Annotated in this window: 24 protein-coding genes and 1 tRNA gene; 5 read left to right on the plus strand and 20 right to left on the minus strand. The window is 67.4% G+C overall.

Features of this window, described 5'->3' with window-relative positions; translation table 11 throughout:
- Positions 1-45 precede the first annotated feature (45 nt).
- The 3 genes from M2437_RS19345 to M2437_RS19355 all read right to left on the minus strand — a co-directional run bounded on the left by M2437_RS19345 (position 46) and on the right by M2437_RS19355 (position 2,401).
- A complete protein-coding gene (locus M2437_RS19345) occupies positions 46-504 on the minus strand; it encodes a type II toxin-antitoxin system RatA family toxin (protein ID WP_003597433.1) in 459 nt (152 codons plus the stop codon).
- Positions 505-510: 6 nt separating this feature from the next.
- Positions 511-1,530, minus strand: coding sequence for a lipoyl synthase (gene lipA / locus M2437_RS19350; RefSeq protein ID WP_003597435.1), 1,020 nt, complete (start codon positions 1,528-1,530; stop codon positions 511-513).
- Positions 1,531-1,663: 133 nt separating this feature from the next.
- On the minus strand, positions 1,664-2,401 hold the full coding sequence (locus M2437_RS19355) for a cell wall hydrolase (RefSeq protein WP_015951259.1): 738 nt from the start codon (positions 2,399-2,401) through the stop codon (positions 1,664-1,666).
- Between the two features lie 210 nt (positions 2,402-2,611).
- On the opposite strand from M2437_RS19355, the gene M2437_RS19360 reads away from it, so the two are divergent.
- Together M2437_RS19360 and M2437_RS19365 are read left to right on the plus strand one after the other, a co-directional pair.
- Positions 2,612-2,827, plus strand: a complete 216-nt coding sequence (locus M2437_RS19360; RefSeq protein ID WP_499006968.1) for a hypothetical protein — start codon at positions 2,612-2,614, stop codon at positions 2,825-2,827.
- Between the two features lie 21 nt (positions 2,828-2,848).
- A complete protein-coding gene (locus tag M2437_RS19365; protein WP_253388409.1) occupies positions 2,849-4,195 on the plus strand; it encodes a PQQ-dependent sugar dehydrogenase in 1,347 nt (448 codons plus the stop codon).
- Positions 4,196-4,360: 165 nt separating this feature from the next.
- On the opposite strand, the gene M2437_RS19370 is transcribed toward M2437_RS19365, so the two are convergent.
- The 3 genes from M2437_RS19370 to M2437_RS19380 form a co-directional block, all read right to left on the minus strand.
- Complete coding sequence (locus M2437_RS19370) at positions 4,361-4,996, minus strand: L,D-transpeptidase (protein WP_253388410.1); 636 nt, start codon at positions 4,994-4,996, stop codon at positions 4,361-4,363.
- Positions 4,997-5,083: 87 nt separating this feature from the next.
- The gene (locus tag M2437_RS19375) at positions 5,084-5,344 is read right to left on the minus strand and encodes a hypothetical protein (protein WP_253388411.1); all 261 of its coding nucleotides are present in this window, start codon (positions 5,342-5,344) and stop codon (positions 5,084-5,086) included.
- Positions 5,345-5,461: 117 nt separating this feature from the next.
- Positions 5,462-5,965: a 1,3-beta-glucanase gene (locus M2437_RS19380; RefSeq protein WP_253388412.1), complete on the minus strand. Its 504-nt coding sequence runs from the start codon at positions 5,963-5,965 to the stop codon at positions 5,462-5,464.
- A 284-nt stretch (positions 5,966-6,249) separates the two neighbouring features.
- On the opposite strand from M2437_RS19380, the gene M2437_RS19385 reads away from it, so the two are divergent.
- On the plus strand, positions 6,250-6,762 hold the full coding sequence (locus M2437_RS19385) for a hypothetical protein (protein ID WP_253388413.1): 513 nt from the start codon (positions 6,250-6,252) through the stop codon (positions 6,760-6,762).
- Between the two features lie 95 nt (positions 6,763-6,857).
- On the opposite strand, the gene M2437_RS19390 is transcribed toward M2437_RS19385, so the two are convergent.
- The 9 genes from M2437_RS19390 to M2437_RS19430 form a co-directional block, all read right to left on the minus strand.
- On the minus strand, positions 6,858-7,010 hold the full coding sequence (locus M2437_RS19390) for a hypothetical protein (RefSeq protein ID WP_012753140.1): 153 nt from the start codon (positions 7,008-7,010) through the stop codon (positions 6,858-6,860).
- A gap of 260 nt (positions 7,011-7,270) precedes the next feature.
- Entirely contained in the window at positions 7,271-8,710 is a 1,440-nt protein-coding gene (lpdA, locus tag M2437_RS19395; RefSeq protein WP_012254145.1) for a dihydrolipoyl dehydrogenase, read from the minus strand.
- Between the two features lie 162 nt (positions 8,711-8,872).
- Complete coding sequence (locus M2437_RS19400; protein ID WP_253388414.1) at positions 8,873-10,285, minus strand: pyruvate dehydrogenase complex dihydrolipoamide acetyltransferase; 1,413 nt, start codon at positions 10,283-10,285, stop codon at positions 8,873-8,875.
- 33 nt (positions 10,286-10,318) lie between these two features.
- Positions 10,319-10,597, minus strand: a complete 279-nt coding sequence (locus M2437_RS19405) for a DUF5076 domain-containing protein (protein WP_056504198.1) — start codon at positions 10,595-10,597, stop codon at positions 10,319-10,321.
- 10 nt (positions 10,598-10,607) lie between these two features.
- Positions 10,608-12,056 (minus strand): pyruvate dehydrogenase complex E1 component subunit beta, encoded by a 1,449-nt coding sequence (locus tag M2437_RS19410; RefSeq protein ID WP_056152779.1) that lies wholly within the window; start codon positions 12,054-12,056, stop codon positions 10,608-10,610.
- Positions 12,057-12,162: 106 nt separating this feature from the next.
- Complete coding sequence (pdhA, locus tag M2437_RS19415) at positions 12,163-13,212, minus strand: pyruvate dehydrogenase (acetyl-transferring) E1 component subunit alpha (RefSeq protein ID WP_253388415.1); 1,050 nt, start codon at positions 13,210-13,212, stop codon at positions 12,163-12,165.
- A gap of 175 nt (positions 13,213-13,387) precedes the next feature.
- Entirely contained in the window at positions 13,388-13,699 is a 312-nt protein-coding gene (locus M2437_RS19420) for an FtsB family cell division protein (protein WP_003597459.1), read from the minus strand.
- Between the two features lie 136 nt (positions 13,700-13,835).
- Positions 13,836-15,125, minus strand: a complete 1,290-nt coding sequence (eno, locus tag M2437_RS19425; protein ID WP_003597464.1) for a phosphopyruvate hydratase — start codon at positions 15,123-15,125, stop codon at positions 13,836-13,838.
- On the minus strand, positions 15,122-15,418 hold the full coding sequence (locus M2437_RS19430; RefSeq protein WP_253388416.1) for a hypothetical protein: 297 nt from the start codon (positions 15,416-15,418) through the stop codon (positions 15,122-15,124). The genes eno and M2437_RS19430 overlap by 4 nt, the downstream gene beginning before the upstream one ends.
- On the opposite strand from M2437_RS19430, the gene queF reads away from it, so the two are divergent.
- Positions 15,417-15,878, plus strand: a complete 462-nt coding sequence (queF, locus tag M2437_RS19435) for a preQ(1) synthase (RefSeq protein WP_012254142.1) — start codon at positions 15,417-15,419, stop codon at positions 15,876-15,878. The two genes, M2437_RS19430 and queF, sit on opposite strands and share 2 nt — an antisense overlap.
- Positions 15,879-16,207: 329 nt before the next feature.
- On the opposite strand, the gene M2437_RS19440 is transcribed toward queF, so the two are convergent.
- The 4 genes from M2437_RS19440 to M2437_RS19455 form a co-directional block, all read right to left on the minus strand.
- A complete protein-coding gene (locus M2437_RS19440; RefSeq protein WP_003597468.1) occupies positions 16,208-16,519 on the minus strand; it encodes a hypothetical protein in 312 nt (103 codons plus the stop codon).
- 176 nt (positions 16,520-16,695) lie between these two features.
- A complete protein-coding gene (gene kdsA, locus M2437_RS19445) occupies positions 16,696-17,544 on the minus strand; it encodes a 3-deoxy-8-phosphooctulonate synthase (protein ID WP_253388417.1) in 849 nt (282 codons plus the stop codon).
- A 10-nt stretch (positions 17,545-17,554) separates the two neighbouring features.
- On the minus strand, positions 17,555-18,043 hold the full coding sequence (locus tag M2437_RS19450) for a hypothetical protein (RefSeq protein WP_253388418.1): 489 nt from the start codon (positions 18,041-18,043) through the stop codon (positions 17,555-17,557).
- A 28-nt stretch (positions 18,044-18,071) separates the two neighbouring features.
- Entirely contained in the window at positions 18,072-19,916 is a 1,845-nt protein-coding gene (locus M2437_RS19455) for a chloride channel protein (protein WP_253388419.1), read from the minus strand.
- Between the two features lie 148 nt (positions 19,917-20,064).
- On the opposite strand from M2437_RS19455, the gene M2437_RS19460 reads away from it, so the two are divergent.
- Positions 20,065-20,141: transfer RNA gene (locus tag M2437_RS19460), tRNA-His, on the plus strand.
- A 162-nt stretch (positions 20,142-20,303) separates the two neighbouring features.
- Here the strand turns inward: M2437_RS19460 and M2437_RS19465 are convergent.
- Entirely contained in the window at positions 20,304-20,555 is a 252-nt protein-coding gene (locus M2437_RS19465; protein ID WP_004446489.1) for a hypothetical protein, read from the minus strand.
- Positions 20,556-20,572 lie beyond the last annotated feature (17 nt).

Here is a 20,572-nt window from a genome sequence, read left to right on the forward strand (position 1 = left end):
CTCGGTCCGGCGACGAAAGCGCGGCGGGAACGCTGCCAGTGCCGCTTAAGCCGGCACGCCGTAGATCGCGGTGGCGCGGCCCTCGAACGCATCGGTGAACTTGCGGAAGGCACGGTCGAACATCGTGCCCATGAGGAGACCCAGGGTTCGGCTCTTGAACTCATAGGTGATGAAGAAATCGACTTCGCAGCCGCCGCCTTCCGCATCACGGAAGGACCAGCGGTTCTCCAGATGCCTGAACGGACCGTCGATGTACTCGGCGACGATCTTGCGGTTCTCGCGGTCGAGACTCACGCGGGTCGTGAAGCGCTCGCGGATCGCCTTGTAGCCGACACCCATCTCGGCGACCCGGACCGTCGTGCCGTTCGGCCCCTCCGCGTCGCGCAGCACCCGCAGCGATTCGCAGAGCGGCAAAAACTCGGGATAGCGCTCGATATCGGCGACGAGGTCATACATCTGCGTCGCTGAGTGACGCACTTTCCTCGTGATGCGGAAGGATGGCATTCGGGCTCAGGCGTTGACGGCGCGGATGCTGGCAGCCACCGGCGCGGGTCCGAGCTTGGCCAGACGAGCCGCCTTCAGCCGGGCGAAATCCTCGCCGGCGTGATGCGACGAGCGCGTGAGCGGCGTCGCCGAGACCAGCAGGAAGCCCTTGGCATAGGCCGTGGTCTCGTAGGCTTTGAACTCGTCCGGCGGCACGAAGCGCACGACCTCATGGTGCTTGCGGGTCGGTTGCAGATATTGGCCGATGGTGAGGAAGTCGACCTCCGCCGAACGCAGATCGTCCATGAGTTGCACGACCTCGTTCCGTTCCTCGCCCAGCCCGACCATGATGCCGGACTTGGTGAAGATCGTCGGATCGAGTTCCTTGACCCGTTGCAGCAGGCGCACCGAGTGGAAGTAGCGGGCACCGGGCCGCACGGTCACGTACTTGCCGGGCACGGTCTCCATATTGTGGTTGAACACGTCGGGCTTGGCCGCGACCACCACTTCCAGGGCGCCGGGCTTGCGCAGGAAGTCGGGCGTCAGGATCTCGACGGTGGTGCCGGGGCTCGCTCGGCGGATCGCGGCGATGGTGCGCGAGAAATGCTCGGCGCCGCCATCCTTGAGGTCGTCGCGATCGACCGAGGTGACGACGACGTGGTGCAGGCCGAGCTTGGCCACCGCCTCGGCGACCTTCTCCGGCTCGGCCTCGTCGAGCGCCGCCGGCAGACCCGTACGCACATTGCAGAACGAGCAGGCGCGGGTGCAGGTGTCCCCCATGATCATGAAGGTGGCGTGCCGCTTTTCCCAGCACTCACCGATATTGGGGCAGCCCGCCTCCTCACAGACCGTGACGAGGTTGTTGGCGCGGACGATGTCCTTGGTCTCGGCCCAGAGCTTCGAACCCGGTGCCTTCACCCGGATCCAGTCCGGCTTGCGCTGGATGGCGGTGTCCGGCCGGTGCGCCTTCTCGGGATGGCGCGGACGCGCGGGCGCATCCAGCTTCGGCCGGGTGTCTTTGTTCAGGAGATCGAGGACAACGGCCATGGCGATGCGGGGTGAGCCTCACGGGAGCCGGACCGGGCAACCCGGCCGCATCCCTGACTTAAGGCCTTGCGGTGCCTGCGCATAGGGCGGGGGCGACAACCCGCCCCGGCCGTAACCCCGTCGACGAACCGTTCTAATGCTTGTCGCGGGCAGGCGCCGAGGCGTAGCGGGCCGGGCCGGGGATGCGCAGCTCGGGGGTCGTCGGGGCGGTGTACTCGGCGGTCAGCGTCGGCTGGACGCGGCCGGTGAGCGGAAGGCCGATCATGCCGGAATTCGCGGCAGCGACCTGAAGCGGCATCAGGCGGCCGGTGGCCGTCTGCACCACGGCGCGGGGCTGGACCGCCGGGAGGTAACCTTCGCGGTCGCTCTTCTCGTAGAAGACGTTGCCGCCGGCCGCGACGACGTAGTGCATGTTGTTGTAGGGGAACTTGTAGCCCGCGGTGTGGAAGTGCAGCGCCGGCCCCACCCCGTCGTGGCGCTTGCCCGAGAGCAGCGCGTCGGCGACCCGCTCCAGTCGCGGCCGGTCCTGGTCACGGACGGGCTTCGTCAGCACGCCGTTGGCGAATTGCCGCTTCTGACCGACGACTTCGCAGATCCGGCCGGGATAGGCCGGCGCGTCGAGGCGGTTCATCACCACCGTGCCGACGGCGAGCAGCCCTTCCTCGTCGCTGCGGTTCGACTCGAAATACATTGCCCGGGCGAGGCATTCCTTGTCGGCAGGGGTCGGCGGCTGCACGACCTTGGCGTTCATCGCGATGGAGCCGGTGGTCAGCTCAGCCTGATGCGGAAGCAGACCGCATCCCCCAAGACCCGAACCGGTCAGCGCTAGCCCAGAAAGGCAGAGGAGACGGAGGGTCCGGTCGGCTCGCATGCAGGCTCCTGAAGGCTGACGACGTTGGTAACCAAGCTGGACCATTCCGCCCACAGGTGCAAAGAAACTGTTAAGCCTGGGCATCGAAACCGGGGTGGTGTGTCGTTTGGCACACGCTCACCCTTCAGCGCTCACACGCGACCGGCATTGAACGGAGTCGCGACCTTGGGCGTTGACAGCGTTGGATCAGCGTCAGCGAAGGGCCGGGCCATGATGGAAATGCGTTCGGAAACGCCCGCCGCTTTCGAAGAGCGCATGCGCGCGGAGGCGGCTGCGGCCGGACGCACCGCACTTGAGGCCTCGCTCCAACGCTTCACCCAGGAGCAGCGCGACGCCTTCTGGAACGCGATCGGGCTCTACTATTCGAGCCGTCGCCATCCGGGCGCCGACGCGGCGGCCGTGCCGCCGGCTGCCACGGCTGCCTGATCGGGTCTCGGGGAGTTTTCGATGCGCACTCCTGCCAAGGTCGGCCTAGCCGCACTCGCCGTCGTGTTGCTCGGTGGGGCGGCCTTCCTGCGTTTCGTCGTCTATCCGGAATCCGCTGCGCTCGATGTGGCGGCGAGCAGCGGGGCGAGTCCGGCCCTGCCGGCGCCGAACCCGACGCTGATGCCGACCGTCAACATCGCCCGCGTGGCGCGCTGGGCGGAGGGCGCCAAGCCGAAAGCCGCAGAGGGCCTGAGCGTCGCCGCCTTCGCGACCGGGCTCGACCATCCGCGCTGGCCCGTGGTGCTGCCCAATGGCGACGTACTCGTCGCCGAGAGCCAGGCACCGAAATCCGGCGATCACTCGACCAGCGTTACCGATTGGGTGGCCGACAAGGTGAAGAGCCTCGCCGGAGCCGGCGGTGCGAGTCCGGACCGCATCGTGCTCCTGCGCGATCGGGACGGGGACGGCGTCGCCGAGGAGCGCCACGTCTTCCTCAAAGGGCTTACCTCGCCCTTCGGCATGGCGCTGGTTGGCTCTGATCTCTACGTGGCCAATGCCGACGCGCTGGTCCGCGTGCCCTACGCCGAGGGCCAGACCGAGATCACGGCGACCCTCGAAAAGGTCGTCGACCTGCCCGCCGGCATCAACCACCACTGGACCAAGAACGTGGTCGCGAGCCCGGACGGACAAAAGCTCTTCATCACCGTCGGTTCGAATAGCAATGTCGGCGAGAACGGCCTCGACATCGAGAAGGGCCGGGCCGCGATCTGGGAATACACGATCGCCACCAAGGCGATGCGCGAATACGCCACCGGCCTGCGCAACCCCAACGGTCTCGCCTTCGAGCCGGGGACGGGCGCCCTGTGGACCGCGGTGAACGAGCGCGACGAGATCGGCAGCGATCTCGTGCCGGACTACATCACCCGGGTGAAGGAGGGTGCCTTCTATGGCTGGCCCTGGAGCTACTGGGGTCAGCACGTGGACGAACGGGTGCAGCCGCCGCAGCCGGAGAAGGTGAAGCAGGCGATCGCGCCCGACTACGCCGTCGGCACCCACACCGCCTCGCTGGGCATCGCTTTCGCAACCGGGTCGAGTCTGCCGGATGCCTGGAAGAGCGGTCTCTTCGTCGCTCAGCACGGTTCCTGGAACCGTCGGCCGAAGAGCGGCTACAAGCTGATCTACGTGCCCTTCAAGGATGGCCAGCCAGCCGGCGCCCCGGCCGATGTGCTGACCGGCTTCCTCAACGCCGACGAGAAGGCCCAGGGGCGGCCCGTGGGCGTGGCCATCGACAAGGCCGGCGCGCTTCTCGTGACGGACGATGTCGGCAATGCCGTGTGGCGGGTGACCGGCGCGGCGGCCTCGAATTGATCTACGGCCGGGACCTTCCGGCCTGACCGACCCGCGACGACGCGCTTCATCCGCTCGTCATCGCGAGACGTCGGTGGGGCAACACCGACGGGCCGAGATCGTCGACCTCACGCAACGGCGTGTGGCGGGATCATCCGGCCGTCGGCGGCTTAGGTTTTCTGGCCCTCAATACAGATCGCCGTACCCGACGCCCGAACCATATCCCTCGTCGAACACATCCGGGTAGCGGCGCCGCACGGGCGCGTAGGCCTCATCCTCCCAGGTCCGGCCCCGGGAGCGCACGGCGACCACACCCTCGCCGCCGTCATAGTCGCGGCCGGCCGAACGCGCTCTGCCGGGGCGTTGGATCTCGGCGACCGGGGCGTCGCCGACACTACCCTCGATGACGACGCGGGTGTTGGCCATCTTCTGCTGCTTCACCAGCGAGAAGAGCGTCGCGGCGTTGCGTTGCGAGAGGCGGACGCAGCCATGCGAGGCGGCGCGGCCAAGGCGGCGGGTGTGCGTGGTGCCGTGGATCGCGTGGCCAACCTGCGTGAAGAAGATCGCGTGCGGCATCGGCGCATTGTCCCACTCACGGGAGAAATGCGTCTTCTCCATGCGGAACGGGCGGTGGCTGCCGTTCGGCGTATCGTGGCCCGCGACCCCGGTCGAGACCGGCCAATCGTAGCGCGGTGAGCCATCGACCACCACGCTCATCCGCTGGGCATCCTTGTCGATGGCGATGAGAAGGTCGGCCCGCGCCGGCGGGGACGCGGCGACGCAGGCGAGACCCGCGAGAATCGTGAGGAAAGACAGGCGCATATCGGTCATCCCGGACAAAGTTCCTTCGAAGATGCGCCCCACCGCCCCCGCTTCAAGCGGTGCGTCTTACCGCCACGCCTCAAATCGCTACCCATGTGGCCGTCTGTTACGGACAAAACCACGCGAGATGAGGCGGCTGTTCTCACGGTCCTGCCGCGCGGCCTCCATCAAATCGGACAAGGCGTCGGTGATCGCACAGCGCAACGCGATGCCCGCGTCACCGTCCGTGCTGCTGAGATAGGCCTGGACAATCTCCTCCACGGGGCAGGAGGCGGCTCGCTCCTGTCCGAGATCGGCTGCGGGTGTGAACGTGCTTCGGCTCCGCTCGGCAGTCTGAGGCTTGGGCATCATCTTTCTCCGACTCGGCATGAGAACGAAGATAGAACATACCGAATTGGTTAACGAGACCTTACTGGGACCGGTGCGGACTGTGGACATCCCGGCCGGGTCCCACCCTCCATGCCGTCAGCGCAGGCCGGAGCCGGAGAGCGGGTCGAAATAAGCATCAGTCGGTCTGCGGGAGAAGCCTCCGCCACCGGCGATGCCGGCACCCGCGGGCGCACCCCCTCCCCCGCCCGATCCGGGATTGGCGGTCACATCGTCGAGGGGGCGGCGTCCGAGGGCTCCCGCCCCGCCGCCGGTCGAACGCAATTCGGAGCCACCGACAGCGGTCGAGGCTGCGCCGCCGAAGCTCAAACCTCCGGCGTTGCCGCCGGACGGTGTGGATGCGCCGAGGCCCGACGCACGGGAGGCGCCGCCGAAACTCAAGCCGCCGGGATTGGCAAGCGCCATGGTCGGACTCGGTGACGCGACCGTGGCGACCGACGAAGTCGGGCCGAAGGGAAGGCCGGGCGCGGTGAAGCCGGAGGGCAATCCAGCGCCGCCGGATGTCTGGGCAAGAGCCGGTATGGCGCCAAGTCCGACGCCCGAAGCCACGAGGCCAACCCAGACGGTGCGCATCATGGTCATGGTGGATTTCCGCTTTCGCGCCGGCCCTCGTCCGCGTGCGCAACCAACGCCGCCTGGGTGTCACGGTTGCCGCGCGTTGCGAGCCCTACGGAACCAACACCGCCGGCTCACCGATCACGGGGCGCGAAGCGGAGGTCGTGCCAGGGACGCCAAGATGACGCCGACGCGATCCTTGGGTGTAGGCCGAGGCAACCTTCGCGGAACGGAGGTGTTGGCGTTCGAGCGCTGGCGCCTCGCGCTGGTCCGCTCGTGCCACAGGCCGTCTGAAGGAACCGGGGGAAACCATGTCCGTATCGCGACGCCGTGAGGAGCGGCTACTGGATGCCAGTGAGACCGAGTTGGTGAAGCGCTCGCATCACCCCGAGTTGGGTGCGGAAGACGACAAGGCCCTGCCCGACTTGATCCGCCTGCTCCGCGAACGCCGCGACCGCGCCCGCGATGTGTCTCGCCGCCAGAGGCGCGAGCTGCGTGGCAAGGCCGCCCCGTCCGGAGTGAAGCCGGCCTCCGACAATTCCGGCACCCGCGAGAAGGCGGCTTTGCTCGCCTCGGCCGTGAAGCGCGTCAGCAAGGAGCATGAGCGCCGCCGCATCGCCGACGCCCGCGGCCGGACGGTCTCCGGGGCCCGCCGTGCCCTCGCTCTGAAACGCGCGGCCGGAAACCCGGCCGACGGCCGACCGTCTTCCCGCACCGCAAACGAGGGCATGAATCCGGTCCCGAACGAGCGGAATGCCCCCTCGGGTGCGGTGAATCAGGAAGGTCAGGAAATCGCCATGCGCCGCGGCGGCGGCCCGCGCTGAGCGAACGGTCTAGTCCGATCCACGCGAAAGGGCGTGAGCGCTGAGGCGGTCACGCCCTTTTTCTATGGGAGGGGCTCCGGCGCGCATGGCGACGCCTATTCGTGCTCTTCCCGGAACACGAGGTAGCTCAACGGCCCTGCACTCAAAAACAGGAGCAGCAGAGTGACGTAGAGGTGGACGCGCAGCGTGGTCAGCGCAGCGTAGATGGCTCCAAGTCCGAGGCCGAGCAGAAGAACTCGTAGTATCATGACGGGGGTGAGCTTCCGCATCCAGGGTGCAGGATCTCTGGTATACGGCACGCCTCTGCATCAGAAGTTCAACCGAACGAATTCCTCCGGCATCCTTACCGAATTCCACCGGGAAATTCTTTGCGCACGCGCCGCACGCTGCTAGGCCGAACGCGCGTGGAGGCCCGTGGAAAACGAAGTGGGCGCGCAGGACCGGGGCATCAAGCCCGATCCTGCACGCCCATCGATGTTCTTAGCCTCGTGGGAGCGATCGCTCCGGGTCAGGTGTGGATCACGCGGCCATACGCATCGAGCACGCTCTCGTGCATCATCTCGGAGAGCGTCGGATGCGGGAACACCGTGTGCATCAGCTCTTCTTCGGTCGATTCGAGAGTCATCGCGACGACGTAGCCCTGGATCAGCTCGGTGACTTCCGCGCCGACCATGTGGGCGCCAAGCAACTGGCCGGTCTTGGCATCGAAGATCGTCTTGACGAGACCGTCCGGCTCGCCGAGCGCGATCGCCTTGCCGTTGCCTGCGAACGGGAAGCGGCCGACCTTGATCGAGAGACCGAGCTCCTTCGCCTTCCCCTCGGTGACGCCCACGCTGGCGATCTGCGGCTGGCAATAGGTGCAGCCCGGGATCTTGGCCTTGTCCATCGGATGGGTGTGCAGGCCCTTGATGGTCTCGACGCAGATGACGCCTTCGTGCTCGGCCTTGTGGGCCAGCATCGGTGGGCCGGCCACATCGCCGATGGCGTAGACGCCCGGCACATTGGTGCGCCCGAGCCCGTCGGTCACGACGACGCCGCGCTCGATCTTCACCCCAACCTTCTCGAGACCCAGATTCTCGATGTTACCGACGACGCCGACCGCCGAGATCAGCTTCTCGGCGGTGAGCTGCTGCGTCTTGCCCTTGTCGTCCTCGACCGTTGCAGTGACCGAGTCGGCGCCCTTCTCGACCTTCGTCACCTTGGCGCTGGTGAGGATCTTGATACCCTGCTTCTCGAAACGCTTGCGGGCAAGACCGGCGATCTCCGCATCCTCGACCGGCAGGATCTGCGGTAGCAGCTCGATGACCGTCACGTCGGCGCCCATCGTGCGGTAGAACGAGGCGAACTCGATGCCGATCGCGCCCGAGCCCATCACCAGCAGGCTCTTGGGCATCTTCTCCGGGACCATTGCCTCGTAATAGGTCCAGATCTGCTTCTTGTCGGGCTCGATGCCGGGCAGCACGCGCGGGCGGGCGCCGGTGGCGACAATGATGTGCTTGGCCGCGTAGGTGCCTGCGCCCTTGGCGCCCTTCGGCGGCTCGGCGCGCTTGGTCTCCTTGACCGTGACCTTGCCGGGCTCGTTGCCCTTGGCGCCGGACTCAATCGAGGCCTCGCCCCAGATCACATCGACCTTGTTCTTCTTCAGCAGCATGCCGACGCCGCCATTGAGCCGGCCCGACACTCCACGCGAGCGCTTGACGATCGCCGCCGCGTCGAAGCTGACCTCCTTGGCGGAGAGACCGTAATCGGAGGCGTGCTGCATGTAGTGGTAGATCTCGGCCGAGCGCAGCAGGGCCTTGGTGGGAATGCAGCCCCAGTTCAGACAGATGCCGCCGAGATGCTCGCGATCGACCACGGCGGTCTTGAAACCGAGCTGTGCCGAGCGGATCGCGGCCACGTAGCCGCCGGGCCCCGCGCCGATGATGAGGACGTCATAGGTTTCGGACATCAAGACCTCCTGCTCCCCTCCCGCTTGTGGGGAGGGGGTGAGAGTGAGGGTCGGGCGGCTCGGCCGGCGGTGACGGACGGGATCACGAGAGCAGTCGGCTCGCGCCGATTCGCCATCCTGCTCGCCCCGCGCATCGGGAGCGAAGGTTCGTATCGACGGCCCTTAGACGAGCATCCCCATCGGGTTCTCGATCAGCCCCTTGAACGCGGCGATCAGCTCGGCGCCGAGCGCGCCGTCGAGGACGCGGTGATCGCAGGAGAGGGTCGCCGTCATCACCTGGGCAACGGTCGGCTGCCCGTCCTTCACCACGACGCGCTTCTCACCCGCGCCGACCGCGAGGATGCTCGATTGCGGCGGGTTGATCACCGCCGTGAAGTGCTTGATGCCGAACATGCCGAGGTTCGACACCGAGGTGACGCCGCCCTGGTACTCCTCGGGCTTCAGCTTCTTGGCGCGCGCGCGGCCTGCGAAATCCTTCATCTCGTTGGAGATGGTTGAGAGCGTCTTCTGGTCCGCCTTGCGGATCACCGGGGTGAACAGGCCGCCATCGATCGCCACCGCGACACCGACCTCGGCGTGCTTGAAGCGCAGGATGCGGTCCTCCGCCCAGACGGCGTTGGCGGCGGGAACGCGGGTGAGCGCGAGGCCCATCGCCTTGATGACGAAGTCGTTCACCGAGAGCTTGAACAGCGGCTTGCCGTCCTTGTCCTTGCCGGCCGAGCCGTTGAGCGTCTCGCGCAGCTTCATCAGCGCATCGAGTTCGCAATCGACGGTGAGGTAGAAGTGCGGCGCGACCTGCATGGCCTCGGTGAGGCGCTTGGCGATCGTCTTGCGCATGCCGTCGAGCGGCACTTCCTCGAAGCTGCCCTTCTCGTAGAAGCCCTTGACCTGATCGAGGCTGAGCCCGGCCGGGACGCCGCCCGCGGCGGCCGCCTTCGGCGCGGTTTTCTCGGGCGCCGGAGCACTTTTGGCCTCCGACTTGGCTTCGGGCTTGGCCGCCGCACCGGCCTTCGCCGTGCCGTTCTCGATCGCTGCCTGCACGTCGCGCTGGATCACGCGGCCATGCGGACCCGAGCCCTTCACCGCCGAGAGATCGACGCCTTCCTGCTTCGCGATACGGCGCGCGAGCGGCGAGGCGAAGACGCGATCGCCGGAGCCTGCCGGCTGCGCGGCGCCGTTTGGCTTGGCACCGTCGGGCACCTGATCGACGCGCGCGTAAGAGGCGTGGGAGCCATCGGGCGCGGCGTTCTGGTCGGGCGTGCCCTTCGGCTCAACGGGGGCGCTCTTCGCCTCGGCACCACCCTTCGGAGCCTGGACGCTGCCCGGATCCTCACCCTCCTCGGCGATCAGCGCGATCAACTCGTTGACCGGAACGTCGGCGGTGCCTTCGGCCACGAGAATCTTGGCGAGCACGCCCTCATCGACCGCCTCGACCTCCATGGTCGCCTTGTCGGTCTCGATCTCGGCAATGACGTCGCCGGACTTGATGGCGTCGCCCTCCTTCTTGAGCCACTTGGCGAGGTTGCCCTTCTCCATGGTCGGGGAGAGCGCGGGCATCAGGACGTTGATCGGCATCGTATCGTTCCCGAGCGGCCTTGAGAGGAAGGGTCAGTTGAGGGCATTGTTGGGATCGAGGCTTTCCGCCTCCCACCCGGCACGGATGCGCTCGAAGGCTTCCTCCTCCGAGATGTCCGTTTCCATCGCGTAGGCGCGGGCGGCTTGCCGCGCGAGGTCGATGAGCAGGCGGCCCCAGGTCGCCGGGTCATCGAAGGCCCGCCGGAGCGCCACGCTCACAGCGCCATCGACGATGGAGGCGCGCACGATCTCGATCCCGCCCTGTTCCAGGGCGTCGGGCGGGATCTCAAGTTCTTCAAATGTTTCCGACATTTACCTATATTTATTTGTAGCAGACGCTTTTGACCGCCTCGATGACATCAGCCACGCTGGGCAGGGCGAGCTTCTCGAGATTGGCCGCGTAGGGCATTGGCACGTCCTTGCCGGTGACCCGCAGGACGGGCGCATCGAGATAGTCGAAGGCATCGACCATCAGGCGAGCGACGATCTCGGCGCCGACGCCCGATTGCGGGAAGCCTTCTTCCACGCAGACGCAGCGGCCGGTCTTCTTGACCGATTCGACAACCGTGGCGCTGTCCATCGGGCGGATCGTGCGCAGGTCGATCACCTCCGCCTCGATGCCCTCCTCAGCCAGCGCCTGGGCCGCCTTGAGGGCGTAGGTCATGCCGATCGAGAAGGAGACGATGGTGACGTCCTTGCCCGGACGGTGGACGCGCGCCTTGCCGATCGGCAGGACGAAATCCTCGATCTCCGGCACCGGGAAGGACTGACCGTAGAGAATCTCGTTCTCGAGGAAGATCACCGGGTTGGGGTCGCGGATCGCCGCTTTGAGCAGGCCTTTGGCGTCGGAAGCGGTGTAGGGCGCGATCACCTTGAGGCCTGGCACGTTCGAGTACCACGCGGCGTAGTCGTGGCTGTGCTGAGCGCCGACGCGAGCCGCCGCGCCGTTGGGGCCGCGGAACACGATCGGGCAACCGAGCTGGCCACCGGACATGTAGAGCGTCTTGGCCGCCGAGTTGATGATGTGATCGATCGCCTGCATGGCGAAGTTGAAGGTCATGAACTCGACGATGGGCTTGAGGCCCATGAAGGCCGCACCGACGCCGATGCCGGCAAAGCCGTGCTCGGTGATCGGCGTATCGACCACGCGGCGCGCGCCGAACTCCTGAAGCAAGCCTTGCGTGATCTTGTAGGCGCCCTGGTACTCGGCGACCTCCTCACCCATCACGAGGACCTTGTCGTCCTTGCGCATCTCCTCGGCCATGGCGTCGCGCAGGGCTTCGCGCACGGTCGTGGTCTTCATAGGCGAGTCGGCCGGGAACTCCTCCATCACCGGGTCCGGCGCCTTGTTGGTGATGATGGCGGGCGAGGCCGGGGCCTTTTGCGCATCGTCACCGGTCTTCGCGGTGGCGGCCGAGGTGTCGGCCATGCCTTCGGCCTGCATGTCGGGGGTCGGAGCGGGCGCACCGCCAGCGGCGCCGTCCGGCTTGCCCTTGCCGCCGCTCGCGGCAGCGGCGGCCACGTCCTCGCCCTCTTCGGCGATGATCGCGATCGGGGTGTTGACGGCGACGTTCTCGGTGCCGTCGGCAACGAGGATCTTGGCGAGGACGCCCTCGTCGATCGCCTCGACCTCCATCGTCGCCTTATCGGTTTCGATCTCGGCCAGGATGTCGCCGGCCTTGACCGGATCGCCCTCCTTTTTCAGCCATTTGGCGAGCTTTCCCTCCTCCATGGTCGGAGAAAGGGCGGGCATCAGGATGTCGGTCGCCATATGCGCTGCTCTATCGATCCGGGTGCGTCGACGGTCGGGCGTGTTTTTGTCGAATGCGTCGCTGAGAACCCCCCGGGCCGAGACGGCGCGGAGGGCAGGGACACATTCAGGCGCGGGCTTCGAGAAGGATGTCGGTCCAGAGTTCCGACGGATCGGGCTCGGGATCGTGGGTCGCGAAATCCGCCGACTCGTTGACGATTTCGCGGACCTTGGCGTCGATGCTCTTCAGCTCCGCCTCGGGCACGCCGTGCGCCTCGAGCAGGCGCTTGCGCACCATCTCGATCGGATCGTGCTCGTCGCGCATCTTCGAGACCTCGTCCTTGGTCCGGTACTTGGCCGGATCGGACATCGAGTGACCGCGATAGCGGTAGGTCTGCATCTCGAGGATGTAGGGGCCCTCGCCCGAACGGGCGTGGTTGATGGCTCGCGCCGCGGCCTCGCGAACCGTGCGCACATCCATGCCGTCCACCTGCTCGCCGGGGATGCCGAACGAGAGGCCGCGCTTCGAGAAGTCCGTCTGCGCCGAGGCGCGGGCCACCGAAGTGCCCATGGCGTAGCGGTTGTTCTCGATCACGTAGACCACCGGCAGCTTCCACAGAGCCGCCATGTTGAAGCTCTCGTAGACCTGGCCCTGGTTGGCCGCGCCGTCGCCCATATAGGTGAAGCTGACCTTGCCATTCTTGAGATAGGCGTCGGCGAAGGCGAGGCCGGTGCCGAGCGCGACCTGCGCGCCGACGATGCCGTGGCCGCCGAAGAACTGCTTCTCGCGGCTGAACATGTGCATCGAGCCGCCCTTACCGCGGGAATAGCCTCCGCGGCGTCCGGTCAACTCGGCCATCACGCCCTTGGGGTCCATGCCGCAGGCGAGCATGTGGCCGTGGTCGCGATAGCCGGTGATGTTCTGGTCACCGTCCTCGCCGGCCATCTGCATGCCGACGACCACGGCTTCCTGGCCGATATAGAGGTGACAGAAGCCTCCGATGAGACCCATGCCGTAGAGCTGGCCCGCCTTCTCCTCGAAGCGACGGATACTCAGCATCTCGCGGTAGGCGTGAAGGTCTTCGTCCTTCGTGAACTGCGGAATATTCGGTGCCGGCCGATGTTGCGGCGCGTCTGTTTCCGCCGCAGGTTTCACCGCCTCGCTGCCCGCACCCATCGGTGTCCTCCCGCAATCGCGTTGTTGCAGAGGGTTCTAGGGCAGCGAATTACGGAAATCGAGGGGCGGGCTGACAGCCATCAAATGCTGTTACCGTCACGGTTGCAACGGAGGATAAATCGGAAGGACAGTGCAAATGAATATTTATCGCGTTTAGTCTTGCGGAAATAAAAATTTATGGACCGATGATAACGAGGTCATTCGCGTGGACGCGGCCGAGCACGACGCGGGCCCGCTCTTCCAGGAGGTCGCGGTCGATCTGTTCGCTCCGCAGCAGCGAGACGCGGTGCTCCCAGGTCGCCCGCTCGGCCTTGGCGGCGTTCAATTCCTGAGTGAGCCCGTAGGCCTCGACCTTGAGGACGCGTTTGGCTTCGAGGCCGCGGCTGCCGCTCTCGGCTTGATGCACGAAGTAGCCCACGACGAGAGCCGAGACCGTCCAGAGGACGGCGGGGACGACGATGGCGCGGACGCGGCGACGAATGACCATGGCAACTCGGAGCTTCGCCCGAACAAGGTGAAGAAAGCGTTTCCGCGCGGCGCAGATCGCGCGCCCTTGGTCTCCACAAACGAAAAACGCGCGGCGGACCTTTCGGGCCTGCCGCGCGTCGATGCTTCAGGTGCTATCAGCGCCCGGCGAGCTGGCGGATCGCGCTGCGGCCGGCGTAGAGCGCCTGGGCGCCGAGGCCCTCCTCGATGCGGATGAGCTGGTTGTACTTGGCCAGTCTGTCCGAGCGGGCGAGCGAGCCGGTCTTGATCTGCCCGCAATTCGTCGCGACCGCGAGGTCGGCGATGGTCGAATCCTCGGTCTCGCCGGAGCGGTGCGACATCACCGCGGTGTAGCCGGCGCGCTGGGCCATATCGACGGCGGCCAGGGTCTCGGTGAGCGAGCCGATCTGGTTGACCTTCACGAGAATCGAGTTGGCCGTCCCCGTCTCGATGCCGCGGGCGAGCCGCTCGACATTGGTGACGAACAGGTCGTCGCCGACGAGCTGCACGCGGCTGCCGATCCGGTCGGTGAGGAGCTTCCAGCCCTCCCAATCATCCTCGGACATGCCGTCCTCGATGGAGAGAATCGGATAGGCCTCGGTCAGCTTGGCGAGGTAATCGACCTGTTGCTCGATCGAGCGGGTCTGGCCCTCGCCCTCGTAGCGGTAGGCGCCGTCCTTGAAGAACTCGGTCGCGGCGCAGTCGAGCGCCAGCACAACGTCGCTGCCGGGCTTGAACCCGGCGGCGTTGATCGATTCCATGACGAAATCGAGCGCGGCCTCGGCGGACGGCAGGTTCGGGGCGAAGCCGCCCTCATCGCCGACATTCGTGTTGTGGCCGGCCTTCTTCAGGGCGCTCTTGAGGGTGTGGAAGATCTCGGCGCCCATCCGCACCGCGTCGGAAAGCGAGGTGGCGCCGACCGGCATCACCATGAATTCCTGGAAGTCGATCGGGTTGTCGGCGTGGGCCCCGCCATTGACGATGTTCATCATCGGCACCGGGAGCACCCGGCCCTGCACGCCGCCGACATAGCGGTAGAGCGGCAAGCCGGCGGTCTCGGCCGCCGCCTTGGCCACCGCGAGCGAGACGCCGAGGATGGCGTTGGCGCCGAGCCGTGCCTTGTTGGGGGTGCCGTCGAGCGCGATCATCGCTTCATCGACCGCGACCTGATCCTCGGCATCCATGCCGCCGATCGCGTCGAGAATTTCGCTCTGCACCGCATCGACGGCCTTGAGCACGCCCTTGCCGTTGTAGCGGCTCTTGTCGCCGTCCCGCAGCTCGACCGCCTCGTGGGCACCGGTGGAGGCGCCGGAGGGGACGGCGGCGCGGCCGAAAGAGCCGTCCTCCAGAAGGACATCGACCTCGACGGTGGGGTTGCCACGGCTGTCGAGAATCTCGCGGGCGGCGATATTGGTGATCGCGGTCATGAGCGCTCCTTGGCGGCGCGTCGCGGCGGGGTCGTCTCGCGGATGCCGTCGAGGCCCGCGCGTCCTGCGACGCTCTGCGTTGCGGGCTTATCCGCCAACCTCGGGATACGGGCAAGCACCCGGCCGGCTCCAAGGGTCAAACAGATTTCACAAAATCCGTCCGGCGCAACAATTTTTTTGGCCGGCACGGTTTCCGGGACCAGTCCTTGGTCCAGATCGGTTGATCGGGGAGAATCCCTGGCATTCTCCCGGCGCCATAGGCGCAACGGGTGTTGCCGGGTATAGGCCCCCATGGATTCGATCGAGACCCACGCCAAGCAACTCGGACAGCAGACGCCGCTGCCGGCCTCGCCCGAGGCTGCGCAGCTCGACCGCGTGCCCAACCCTCATGCCGACACCGACTACCTCGCCCGCTTCACCGCGCCGGAATTCACCTCGCTCTGCCCGGTGACGGGCCAGCCGGATTTCGCGACGCTCGTCATCGACTACGTGCCGGATCGCTGGCTCGTGGAGTCGAAATCGCTGAAACTCTACCTCGGCGCTTTCCGCAACCACGGCGCCTTCCACGAGGATTGCACCGTCGGCATCGGGCGGCGGCTCGTCGCATTGCTCGAACCGCGCTGGCTGCGCATCGGCGGCTACTGGTATCCGCGCGGCGGCATTCCGATCGACGTGTTCTGGCAGACGGGTGAGCCCCTGAAATCGGTCTGGCTGCCGGACCAGGGTGTCGCGCCCTATCGCGGCCGGGGCTGAGCCACCGCGCCTCCGCTGTCAGTGCTGCTCGGCCAGCACGCGGACGGTGCGCGCGATGAAGCGCTCCTGGGCCTCGGTCGGCCCGCCATGGATGACGGCGACCTTCCGGCATCCGCTGCAGATCATCGCGCTCTGAGACGTCGAGCTTGTCCCGCAGAAGCGGCGCGAGGTGATCGATGGCCGTATAGGCGTCGCCGGCGGGAGTGCAATCCCGGCGTCTCTTTTGATTCTCGTTCGCTGCGGCTTCTCGCGCGATCTCAGGCATGCTCGCGCACGAAAAAGGCGGCCGGTTGCCCGGCCGCCTCGTCGCATCGGATGAGGCTCAGGCCTCAGTAGCCGTAGTCGTAGTAGCCACCGCCGTAGGCCGGACGGCCGTAGTAGCTGTCGCGTGCATAGGCGTCGCGCGCCGCGCCAGCAGCGATCGCGCCGGCTGCGAGACCAGCAATGCCGAGGCCCACGGCCGCGCCGGTGCCGATGCCACGGCGGCGACCGCCGTAATAGGCGCGCGGGCCGTAGCCGCCGCCATGATAATGACCGTAATGGTGGCCGTAGCCGCGGCCGTAGGGGCGCGCATCGGCGGATGTGGCGGTGAGCGTGCCGACGGAGATCAGGGCGGCGGTCACAAGGGCAAGCTTACGCATAGCGTCCTTTCCAATCCAGAAGCATCTTTGCGGTCAAACACCCGAGCTTTGCCGGAAGTTCCCGCGGGCTTCGATCAGGATCGAAGCCTCACGCGGAGCCGCGTTGTTCTCGATTGCAGTCGAATATCGCCCAGGTTGCCTGAATGGAATCTGAAGCCGGTGCGCTCGCGCCGGCCTTACGCCTTGGCGAGACGGTCGAACGCCATGAGGGTCTCGATCAAAGCGGGCAGATCGGTCAAGGCCACCATGTTCGGCCCGTCGGAGGGCGCGCGGTCGGGATCGGGATGGGTCTCGATGAACACGCCCGCCACGCCGACCGCCACCGCGGCGCGGGCGAGCACCGCGACGAACTCCCTCTGCCCGCCGGAGGTGGCGCCCTGCCCGCCCGGCTGCTGCACCGAGTGCGTCGCGTCGAACACCACCGGTGCGCCGCCGGTGACGCGGGCCATGATCGGCAGCGAGCGCATGTCGGAGACGAGCGTGTTGTAGCCGAAGGAGGCGCCGCGCTCGGTGACGATGACGTTGGGGTTGCCGGCCTCGGTCACCTTGGCCGCGACATGGGCCATATCCCAGGGTGCGAGGAACTGCCCCTTCTTGACGTTGACCGCCCGCCCGGTGGCGGCGGCGGCGAGCAGGAGGTCGGTCTGGCGGCAGAGGAAGGCCGGGATCTGCAGGATGTCGACGGCTTGCGCCGCCCGCGCACAATGCTCGGCCTCGTGCACGTCGGTGAGCACGGGAAGCCCGAGGCTCTCGCGGATCTCGGCGAAGACCGGAAGCGCTTCATCGAGGCCGACGCCCCGGGCGGTACGGCCGGAGGTCCGGTTGGCCTTGTCGAAGGACGACTTGAACACGAGGCCGATGCCGAGCTTGGCCGCCATCTCCTTGAGAGCGGCAGCGATTTCGAGGGCGTGATTTCGCCCTTCGAGCTGGCACGGGCCGGCGATCAGCGCCAGCGGCAGATGGTTGGCGAAGGCGACGCCGCCGGTCTGGACGACGGAACCGGAAGTCTGTGCGGTCTCGGGCATGGCGCCCGCTCTAGCCCGGCGAGGCCGCGCGGGAAAGACCGCGGCGGGGCCGGTCCGCCGCCAGGCGGCACAAGCTGCCGACACCGAAGCCGTCCGGCCGGTCGCCGGGATCGCAGCGGACCACCGCGCCGCCGACGCGGCCGATCTGCGGCGCACCGGTGAGCAGGCTGTCCTGATGCAGGCGCTGGGCAAGCGTCTCGACGGAATCGGCCGATGCTCCGGCCAGGGTCCGCGCGGCGAGCCCGATCAGCACGAAGAACCCGCGCGGCGGCTCGCGGAGATTCGAACGGAACGCGAGCCGCCGCGGCGTGTCGCAATCGAGGCTCATCCGGTCGGCGTCGGCGGCGCGGAACACGACGGTGGCGCCGCTACGTCCGGCCAGGGCGACGCCCGTTCCCCGAATCAACCGCACAGTCAGCCCATCGCAGGAATCCGCCTGCGCCGCCGTGCCGAGGGCGAAAACGAGGGCAAGGCCGGCGAAGAGGGCGCGCAGGGTCATGCCGCGATCCATAGCACGGGCGCGTCGGTCAAGCCGCTTCACCGAGCATGGCGCGTCGTTGCCGGTCCAGCTCTTCGCTGTAGCGCTTCAGCGTGTGGCTTTCGGTCAGCAACCCGATCACGCGGCGGCTTTGCCGATCGCTGAGCACGGCGAGTTCTTCGCTCTCGGCCTCATCGAACGCTTCGGCGGCCTGTTTGACGGTCATGTCGGCGAGCAGAAACGATCCCGGGTAACGCACGACATCGGCGAGGTGCGGCGTCTCGCCACCATTCTCGGCCGCACGCGCATGGGCCTCCGGCACGAGGACGATCCCGGCATACCGATCGTGCGCGTCCACCACCACCACGCGCGACGGCGAGCCGAGGGGATGCGCGCGCAAGAATGTCACCATCGGCGTGTCGAGGGGTACCGGCCGGATGTCCTTGCGCATCATCCGCCCGACCGTCAGGGAGCGCATCCAGCCGACATCGTGGGCGCTGCGGATGCTTTCGCCGCGCAGGTGGAAGCGCCATGTGGCGAAGGAGTAGCCGAAGGTCTTCCGCACCGTGAGCGAGGAGGCAATCACGGAGGCGAGCACGAGCCCGGTCACGGGGAAGCTGCCCGTCATCTCAAGAGCGAGGAAGGTCATGGTGAGCGGGCCGCCGACGATGGCGACGGCGAAGGCGCTCATGCCGATTACGGCATAGCCGACCGGCGCGAGGCCGAACCCCTCGAAGCCGGGCCAGACCAGCGGCGCCAGCCCGGCGAACAGCCGGCCGACCAGCGCGCCGAGGAACAACGAGGCGAAGAACAGGCCGCCGCGGAAGCCCGATCCGATCGACATCGCGGAGGCTGCCGCTTTGGCGACGATGAGGCCGGCAAGCGCACCGAGCCCCGCCGCCGCCTCGGGTGCGAGGGTGATGTGGAGTGCGCCATGCCCGGCCGAGAGCACCTGGGGGGTCGTCCCGAGCGCGAGCCCACCGACGCACAGACCACCGAGGACGGGCCGCAGTGGCGCGGGCAGGCGCGAGGCGCGAAAGCCGTGCTCCACCAGCGTTACGCCCCGCATCAGCAGCACGGCGAGGCCGGCGCAGACGAGGCCAAGGGCGAGGCAGGGAAGCGTGTCGCCCGCCCCCAAAGCCGTGTTCTTGGCCAGCGCCAGAGCGCCGACATCGACCAAGGCCGGCTGGGGCGCGAGCGCCCGCGCCACGAGGCTGCCGCACAGGGCCGCAACGACGACGGGGGCGAGCGTCGCGATGGTGTAGGTGCCGATGATGAGTTCGAATGCGTAGAAGGCGCCGGTCAGCGGCGAGCCGAACGCGGCGGCAATGGCGGCCGCCGAGCCGCAGCCGACCAGGGTGCGCAGATCCGAACGCCGCATCTCGAAGGCGATGCCCAGCCGCGAGGCGATCCCCGACGCGACCTGGGTGTAGCCCGCCTCTAGCCCAACCGAGGCGCCGCAGCCGTTCGAGACGACGTTCTGTGCCGCCACGTCGAGGGAGCCGCGCAGCGACATCCGCCCGCCGTGCAGGGCATTGGCCTCGATTGGATCGACCAATGCGCGCTTGGCCTTGCCGCGCCCCCTCGTCGCGATCAGGAGCAGCAGGCCGAGGATCGCGCCGCCGAGCGCCGGAGCCAGGAACGGGGCCCCCATCAGCCCCTCGGTCGGAAGATCCGTCAGGCTGCTGAGGCGCTGGCCCGCGGGAAGCCGATAGAGGATCTCGCGCAGGAATTGGCTGGCGCCGCTCATGGCGACGACAACGAGCCCCCCGACACATCCCGTGACAGCCGCGAGCCCCACCAGGGCGATCTCGTTCCCCCGCACCCAGGCCCGAAGCCGCACCGGTGCCTGGACGAGCGGGGCGGTGGTGGGCGGAGACGGAGACGGGCTCATCGCACTCGCGGAGGCTGGGTCCGGATCGCAGGCCATAGCGGCCATGCGCCCGCCGTCTAGCATCGGTGGATCGATGGTGCGAACCGCGAAGAGGCACATTCAAGACGCTTGAAATGCCGCGAGCCTCGGGATAAGTCCCCCCTCACGTGCCGCCGTAGCTCAGTTGGTTAGAGCACTAGATTGTGGATCTAGGGGTCCCCCGTTCGAGCCGGGGCGGTGGTACCATCGAATTTGGTATGGTTGGGAAGGGGTTGGCGCTGAGCCAGCCCCTTCTTCGTTTGGGCCCGACCGATCGGCCGGCGCTTGCGAGCCGGTCGGATCCTCTTGCGAGACAAGCCAGGCTTCCCCTGCCGCTACGAGCCAGCGCGCAGGGGCAGCGCCATAGCATCAGGTGGCGATCACCGGCTTCGCGATCGGCGAGCGCGTGAGCTGCTGGATTTCGCGCGGTGCCCGGCCAGCCTTCTGCGCGATTTCCGCTTCCTGCTCGGCGATGAGTTGACGCGCCGGCTCGTCGCCGTCGAGCCCGCCGAGGATTTCCATCGGGACACGCCGGTTCGAGGCGCGTGTGCCGTCCTCAAAGACAACGTCGAAGAGAACGAAGCCGCGCTGCTGCGGCAGAGATTTGGTGCGTTTAGACATGCCCGCTGATAGGCGGC

The sequence above is a fragment of the Methylorubrum pseudosasae genome, from assembly GCF_029504475.1.
Lineage (GTDB): Bacteria > Pseudomonadota > Alphaproteobacteria > Rhizobiales > Beijerinckiaceae > Methylobacterium > Methylobacterium extorquens.